At 57.2% G+C, this 7732-nt stretch carries 6 protein-coding genes and 1 riboswitch; of the genes, 5 read left to right on the top strand and 1 reads right to left on the bottom strand.

All coding sequences use genetic code 11. The features are described 5' to 3' along the window. The 5 genes from AABZ39_13005 to AABZ39_12985 all read left to right on the top strand — a co-directional run. Positions 1–218 (top strand): ABC transporter substrate-binding protein (locus tag AABZ39_13005; protein ID MEK6795692.1); only part of this gene is annotated, 218 nt, incomplete at its 5' end. Positions 219–221: 3 nt separating this feature from the next. After that, positions 222–1220: an iron ABC transporter permease gene (locus tag AABZ39_13000; protein ID MEK6795691.1), complete on the top strand. Its 999-nt coding sequence runs from the start codon at positions 222–224 to the stop codon at positions 1218–1220. Continuing rightward, on the top strand, positions 1217–2119 hold the full coding sequence (locus AABZ39_12995; protein ID MEK6795690.1) for an ABC transporter ATP-binding protein: 903 nt from the start codon (positions 1217–1219) through the stop codon (positions 2117–2119). Before AABZ39_13000 ends, AABZ39_12995 begins: the two co-directional genes overlap by 4 nt. Then, complete coding sequence (gene cobT, locus AABZ39_12990) at positions 2116–3171, top strand: nicotinate-nucleotide--dimethylbenzimidazole phosphoribosyltransferase (protein ID MEK6795689.1); 1056 nt, start codon at positions 2116–2118, stop codon at positions 3169–3171. Before AABZ39_12995 ends, cobT begins: the two co-directional genes overlap by 4 nt. A gap of 18 nt (positions 3172–3189) precedes the next feature. Next, positions 3190–3309: riboswitch (cobalamin riboswitch) on the top strand. 169 nt (positions 3310–3478) lie between these two features. Then, positions 3479–5431 (top strand): TonB-dependent receptor, encoded by a 1953-nt coding sequence (locus AABZ39_12985; protein MEK6795688.1) that lies wholly within the window; start codon positions 3479–3481, stop codon positions 5429–5431. Between the two features lie 80 nt (positions 5432–5511). On the opposite strand, the gene pnp is transcribed toward AABZ39_12985, so the two are convergent. After that, a complete protein-coding gene (gene pnp / locus AABZ39_12980) occupies positions 5512–7728 on the bottom strand; it encodes a polyribonucleotide nucleotidyltransferase (protein MEK6795687.1) in 2217 nt (738 codons plus the stop codon). Between the last annotated feature and the right edge of the window lie 4 nt (positions 7729–7732).

Below are 7732 nucleotides of genomic sequence, written 5' to 3'. Positions count from 1 at the left end.
CGGCCGTAGCGCTTGACCCCGATGTGATCATCATCGCGGACATGGGTATTGCCGGCGGTGACGAGGCACGTCGATGGAGAATGCACATGTCGCTCGCCGCGGTGAGAAGCAATGCCATTCATATAATCGAGCCGTACGGCATCTGCAGCACGACGGTTGCGGCCTTCCCGTCAGCGGTCAAGTCCATCGCGAAGCTCATTCATGGCGGGGCGAAATAGACGATGCAAAGAACAGTGTCCTGGATCCTTGTGTGCGCGGTGCTTTGTGCTGCGCTTGTGGTCATCGCGATCATATCGCTTGTCACAGGCTCGACGCATATCCCATTCCTATCGATACCGTCGATACTCTTTTCCGCAGATTCCATCGATCGCTCCATCATTCTCGGTATTCGGCTTCCGCGCATGCTCCTTGCTTTTGCCGTGGGCGGCAGTCTTTCCATTTCAGGCGTCATCCTGCAGGGGATGTTCCGTAACCCGCTCGTGGAGCCGTATACGCTCGGCATTTCCGGAGGCGCGGCGCTGGCAGTGTGCGTGAGCATAGTCCTCGGCCTTTCGCGCACGTTCGGTGCATATGCGCTGCCGGCGGCCGGCTTTCTCGGCGCATTGGCCGTCGTATTCCTTCTGTATACGGTAAGTTTGCGGCGCGGCGTCATCCGCATCCAGGGACTGCTCCTTACCGGCGTCATGATAAGCTTCGTCGTGTCATCGCTCATCATGCTTTTCATGGCGCTTGCGAAAAGCGACGATCTGCAGGGGATAATATTCTGGACCATGGGCTCGCTCGACCGGACGAACAGCGCGCTCATCGGCATAGCGCTCGCTGCGGCAGTGATCGGGCTTATCGCATCGCTCGTTTTCGCACGGGACCTCAACGCGCTTCATCTCGGTGAAGAGGATGCGCTCCATCTCGGCGTGAACATCGAATTCACGAAACGTGCGCTCTTCATCATAGCATCGCTCCTGACCGGCATAGCGGTGGCGGTGGCCGGCGTCATCGGTTTCGTGGGACTTCTCATGCCGCATTTCATGAGGCGCATCGTCGGGTACGATCACCGCGTGCTGCTTATCGCGTCCTTCCTTTCGGGTGCCGCCTTCCTCATGCTGTCCGATACGGTAGCGCGCATCATCATCGCACCGCTCGAACTGCCTGTCGGTGTCATCACCGGTATCGCCGGGGGTGTACTGTTCATCATCCTGCTCTCGGGGAAGAAGACGATATGACGGCTGTTACATTACAGAATGTCGCAGCGGGGTATGACGACGGGTTCTCCATTGCGGTGAACACGGCGATCCCTCAGAACAGCATTACGGGCATCATCGGGCCCAATGGCTCCGGCAAGACGACGCTCTTACGGACGATAAGCCGCTCGCTTACGGTGAAGAGCGGTGCCGTTATCATCAATGATACGCCGCTTTCCGCAATCGACCAGCGCTCGCTCGCGCGCATCATCGCCGTCGTGTCGCAGGAAGTGAGCGCCGAATCGATATCGGTACGCGATTTCGTCCTCCTCGGGCGCATGCCGCATATGAAGCCGATGCAGTTCTTCGAGACAGCCCGCGACAGGGCGATAGCCGAGCGATACATGAAGCTCACCGGTGTTGACTGTCATGCGGAACACTATCTCTCCGCGATGAGCGGCGGTGAGCGGCAGCTTGCATCGATAGCCCGCGCGCTCGCGCAGGAGCCGTCGATCCTCCTTCTCGATGAACCGACATCGCATCTCGATATCACTCATCAGGTGAAACTTCTCGATCGTATACGAAGGCTCAAGCGCGAACTTAACCTTACCATCATTATGACGATACATGACCTTAACCTCGCATCCGAATACTGCGATAATCTCGTGCTCATGAAGGGCGGGCGCGTTATTGCCGAGGGTGAGCCGTCATCAGTGCTTACTTATCAGACCGTCGAGGCGGTATACGACACCGTTGTCATCGTGAAAGAGAACCCGATATCGAAGAAGCCGTACGTGTTCGTGGTGCCGGGGGATGAGGATGCAAGGATCGCATATGAAAAAAATCCGCAGACGGGGTCATCACTCGACTTCCCCCTCGATAAGGCGGGGATTGGGGACACCCCTCCGCTGCGGAAAAAAAATAACAAGGGAGTGATATGAAACTCAACGAATGCCTCTCAAAGATCTCGCCAGCGGGTGCCGTACTCGCTGAAAAAGCGAAACACAAGATCGACTTCAAGACGAAACCTGTCGGATCGCTCGGCGTACTGGAGGATATCGCGCTCAAAATGTCCTCGATACAGAATTCGCTCGATCCGGTGATCAACGGCCGCCGCATGTTCGTGTTCGCGGGCGATCACGGTATCACCGCCGAGGGTGTATCTGCATTCCCCGCAGCGGTAACACCGCAGATGGTCATGAACTTTCTCGCTGGCGGCGCCGCGATAAATGTACTTTGCCGTCACGCCGGCATCGATATCGGCATCGTTGATATGGGTGTGAATTTCGATTTCAAAAGCGCACATGGACTTATCGACAGGAAGGTCGCTAAGGGCACGAAGAACTTCCTCCGCGAGAACGCCATGAGCGAGGTGGAAGCCGCTCGTGCGATCGAGAACGGTATCGCGGTATTCATCGATGCGTACAATGCGAAAAAATTCGGCATTGTCGGCGTCGGGGATATGGGCATCGGCAATACGACATCGGCGTCAGCGATAATAGCGACGATAACCGGCGCATCCGCTGCGGACGTTACCGGGCGCGGCACCGGCATCGACGACAAGGGGCTGTCGAACAAGATCGATATCATCGAACGCTCGCTATCGGAAAGATCGCCCGACCCGAAAAACGCGCTTGATGTTCTCATGAAGGTCGGCGGCTTTGAGATAGCGGGCATCGCCGGCTGTGTGCTTGCTGCGGCAGCGCATCGCGTGCCGGTGGTGCTTGACGGCATCATCTCAACAGCTGGGGGGCTGATCGCCCATACGTTCAATCCCTCGGTGAGCGATTATCTTTTTTGCGCACACCGCTCCGTCGAGAAAGGACAGACGCTTGCGCTCAAAAAAATGGGCGTGTCGCCGCTCCTCGACTTCAGCTTGCGTTTAGGTGAAGGTACCGGCGCGGCATTAGCCATCCCGATAATCGATGCAGCATGCGCGATAATGCGGGATATGGCATCGTTTGAATCGGCAGGAGTGACGAATAAAGAGTAGCGAATAACGCGCGAAGCGAGGGAAGCCCGTGAGAATCGGGCGCTGACCCGCAGCTGTAAACCGCGATGATCCGCGCCAAACGCCATTGTCCATGAACGGATGAGAAGGCGGCGCAGGATGCGGCAAGCCAGAAGACCTCAACGCGCGTTCGAAAATAAAAACCTCTCGAAGGTATAAGGAGGCCGTTATGGTTTTGGAAAAGACAGGATAGCAGGAATTTACCCCTTTCCTCTCTAAGAAGGGGAAAGGGGTGCCCGAAGGGCGGGGATAGGGGTTGCTCCCAGAAAAAACAAAACAAGGAAAAAAAATGAAAACCAGAATTCTCATCTCTCTCATCATTGCATCAGCTTCAATAACGCTGACAGCTCAGACAACGAACAAGACTTCGCTCATGACTACGAATACTGTCACCAATGCCGCTGCAGCATCGACTGCTGTGCCGGCGGTTAAAGCCGATACGGAAGGCGCCGATGTCGTCGTCACCGCGAACCGTATCGAAACGCCGCGATCGCAGGTGGGATCGAGCGTTACCGTGATCACCGCCGATGACATTAAAAAGTCCGGCGCAAAGGAGGTGCAGGGCGCGTTGCGTACCGTGGCCGGCATCACAGCATCACAGAACGGCGGTTTTGGTTCGACGGCGTCGATATTCCTGCGCGGGCTCGGTTCCTCGCGCGTGCTCGTCATGATAGACGGTATCGCGGCGAACAGTGCGGCGACGTCCGACCACTCCTTCGGTTTTGCGCATGTACCGGTCGACGGCATCGAACGCATCGAGATAATACGCGGACCGCAGAGCACGCTCTACGGATCGGACGCGATGTCCGGTGTGATAAACATCATCACGAAGAAAGGCAAGGGAGCCCCGCAGACGACCGTGTCGCTTGAGGGCGGCAGTTTCGCGACGTTCCGCGGCGCGCTCGACTACAGCGGGAGGATAGGCGATGTGTCGTTCTCCTGCGGCGGCTCGCATCTGCGTACCGAGGGCGTATCGAAAGCGGTCGTGACCAACGGCGTTGCCGAGAGCGATCCGTACTATCTTACGACGATAGTGTCGCGCGCGGAATATAAGCCGTTCGATACGGTGCGGCTATTCGGCTCGCTGCATTATACCCATGCGCGGACATCCATCGACGACGGCGGGTATGCCGACGACCCGAACTACATCAATCTCGACGAACGCCTCATAGCATCGCTCGGATATGCCCAGCGCTTCAACGATCTCTGGGGCCATTCGATAAAGGTCGGTTATGTCTACAGCAGGAACGAGGGCGATGACCTTGCCGATTCGAACGAGAACACGAGCTACTGGTATGTGAACTACGGGCAGGCGCTGCGCATCGATTGGCAGAACGACCTGAATTTCGCGAATGTCGATATACTGACGGTCGGGGCGAGCGGCCTCATCGACAGGCTGCACACCTTCGATAAAGGGTACTTCGGATTCTACTCGGAGAGCGAACTGTCCCCGCATTATCAGCGTACGATAAGCGGCTATGCGCAGAACCATCTCACGCTCTGGGGTATTTTCAATAATACCTCCGGCATTCGATACGATTACAGCGCGGACTTCGGGGGTGCCCTTACGTGGAAGACATCGCTTGCCGTTGTCGTCTCGAACATCGGCCTTACGGTCAAGGGGAATTTCGCCACCGGTTTCAAGGCGCCTACGTCGTGGCAGCTGTACAATACCGCATGGGGCGGGAACACGAATCTGAAGCCGGAATCCCTCTGGAGCGTCGATGCCGGCGTTCATCAGGAGCTCGGGCGGATGCTGTCCGTTGAGGCGACGTACTTCTACACGGCGAGCAGCAATATGATTCAGTACAATCTGGCGACATTCAAATTCGAGAACGTGCTCTCCGCGATAAGCCGCGGTGTTGAGACGATGTGTACCTTCTCGCCCCGAGAGGAGATAGCGTTTCAGGCGGCGTACACGTATACGGACAGCGCCGATGCCGCAGCGGGCAGGAAGTCGGACCGCATACCGGCACATAAAGCGTCCATCGGCGTCGTCGGGACGCTCACGAACATCGGTTTCGGGAGCGTGACATTCACCTATGTCGGCGAGCGGCCGGATGCCGGTGCTGCAAAAACGCTTGCGCAGTATTACAAACTTGACGCAGCGCTTACCTGGATCATTGACCGCTGGGAGCTTTCCCTCCGCGGTGAGAATCTTCTCAATCAGCAGTATCAGGAGGCGACGGGATATGCGAGCCCCGGGCTTTCGATATACGGCGGAGTGAAAGTGAAACTGTAGCAGGACACCGATAATACAAAGCGGCGAGGTCATTCCCCGAAAGGAATAGCCCCGCCGCTTTTTTTATTGTCTATGTTCGTTTACCGGCGATCGCGTCCGCCGCCGAAACCACCGCCGCCGCCGCGAGGTCCACGGTCGCGCCCGCCGCCGAAACCACCGCCGCCGCCGCGAGGTCCACGGTCGCGCCCGCCACCGAAACCACCGCCGCCACCGCCGCGTCCTTCACGATCGGAGCTGCCTTTGTAGTCCTCAAAGCCCGGGAGCGTCGCCTTATGGCTGAGCGATATTTTTCCGCCGCCCGAATCCATCACTTTCACTTTGAGCCTGTCGCCGAGCTTGATATGCGAGTAAATATCCTCGATGCGATTCTCGGCGAGTTCCGATATATGGCACATCCCTTCGATGCCGGGCATTATCTCGACGAATACGCCGAAGTCCTTTATGCCTTTCACCGGGCCTTCATAGATGGTGCCGATCTCGGGTTCCTTGGTAAGCCCGCCGATCATATCGAGCGTCATCTTGAGCCATTCGTCGTCCTTGGCGAATATCGTGACCGTACCGTCGTCCTGTATGTCGACATCGCTGCCGGTCGCTTCGGTAATGCCTTTGATGTTCTTCCCGCCGGGTCCGATGAGGTCCTTGATGCGCTCGGGGTTGATGCTCACCTTGGTAAGCTTCGGCGCGGTAGGGGCCATTTCGCCGGCTTGTGAAAGCACTTTGTCCATGTGCTCAAGGATGAAAAGCCTCGCCTTCTTTGCCTGCTCAAGCGCTTCGGTCAGTATCGCGGTGGATATGCCGGTAAGCTTGATATCAAGCTGGAATGCGGTGATGCCTTCTTTCGTGCCGGCTACCTTGAAGTCCATGTCGCCGAGATGATCTTCCACACCCTGGATGTCGGTTAGCACCTTGTGCTTTCCTTCGAATGTTGCAAGCCCCATGGCGATACCGGCTACGTTCGATTTGAGTTTCACACCGGAGTCAAGGAGCGCGAGCGACGATGCGCATATGGTCGCCATCGACGATGAGCCGTTCGATTCGAGTATCTCGGAGACGATACGTACCGTGTACGGGAAATCAACCGTCGGCATGACGGCATGGAAGGAACGCTCGGCGAGATTGCCGTGGCCTATTTCGCGCCGTCCGGGCGAACCCATGCGTCCCGTTTCGCCCACCGAGAACGGCGGGAAATTGTACTGGAGCATGAATGATTTGTCGCCGCGTTCGTCGACGTCGTCGATGAGCTGCGCGTCCTTGGGGGAGCCGAGCGTGACGACGGCAAGGCTCTGCGTCTGGCCGCGCGTGAAAAGGGCCGAGCCGTGCACGCGGGGCAGCACCCGAGCCTGTATGTCGAGATTCCGTATCTCGTCGAGCTTACGTCCATCCGGGCGCTTGCCCGCATTGACGATATCCTTGCGGACGACCTCTTCCTCTATCTGAGAAAGTATCATGCCGATATGCGACTTTTTATCCTCGGGTATTTCGCCGAGATGCGCCTTCACTTCTTCCTTTACCGCATCGAGCTGTGCATAGCGCTGCATTTTATCCTTGCAGCTGCTCGCCTTGGCGACTTTATCCTGGGCGAACGCGAATATCTTTTTCTTGAGGTCTTCGTCGACCTTGAAGAGCGGGTATTCGTTTTTCTTGACGTTGAGCTTCTTCGCAAGCTCTATCTGCATGGAAAGGAGCGGCTGTATCGCCTTATGCGCGTGCTCGACGGCGCGTATGAACACGTCCTCGGTCACTTCCTTCGCCTCGCCTTCGATCATCGTTATCGAATCCTTGGATCCCACGACGATGATGTCAAGGAGGCTTTCTTCAAGTTCTTTGTATGTCGGATTGATGATGAATTCGCCGTTGATGTAACCCACGCGTACGCCGGCCACCGGGCCGTCGAACGGGATGGGCGATATCATGAGCGATGCGCTTGCCGCGAGTATGGCGAGCACGTCGCCCGACTGTTTCTGGTCGGTCGAGAACAATGTCGGCACTACCTGCACTTCATTGCGGAAACCGTCCGGGAAAAGCGGGCGTATCGGGCGGTCGATGATGCGAGAGGTGAGCACTTCGCGGTCGCGCGGGCGCCCTTCGCGTTTGAGGAATCCGCCGGGTATCTTTCCGCCGGCATAGTATTTTTCATTGTAGTTGACGGTGAGCGGGAAGAAATCGAGCGAGAGGTCGGTCTCTTTATCGACGACGGCCGTTGAGAGAATGGTGATGTCGCCGAAGCGGAGGAACACCGAGCCCGATGCCTGTTTCGCCATGACGCCGGTCTCGAGGGAAAGTTCCTTTCCCCGCAATTCC

The sequence above is a fragment of the Spirochaetota bacterium genome (assembly GCA_038043445.1).
Classification (GTDB): domain Bacteria; phylum Spirochaetota; class Brachyspiria; order Brachyspirales; family JACRPF01; genus JBBTBY01.
The sequence above is the reverse complement of the archived record's forward strand: the minus strand, read 5'-3'. Positions and strand labels throughout refer to the sequence as shown.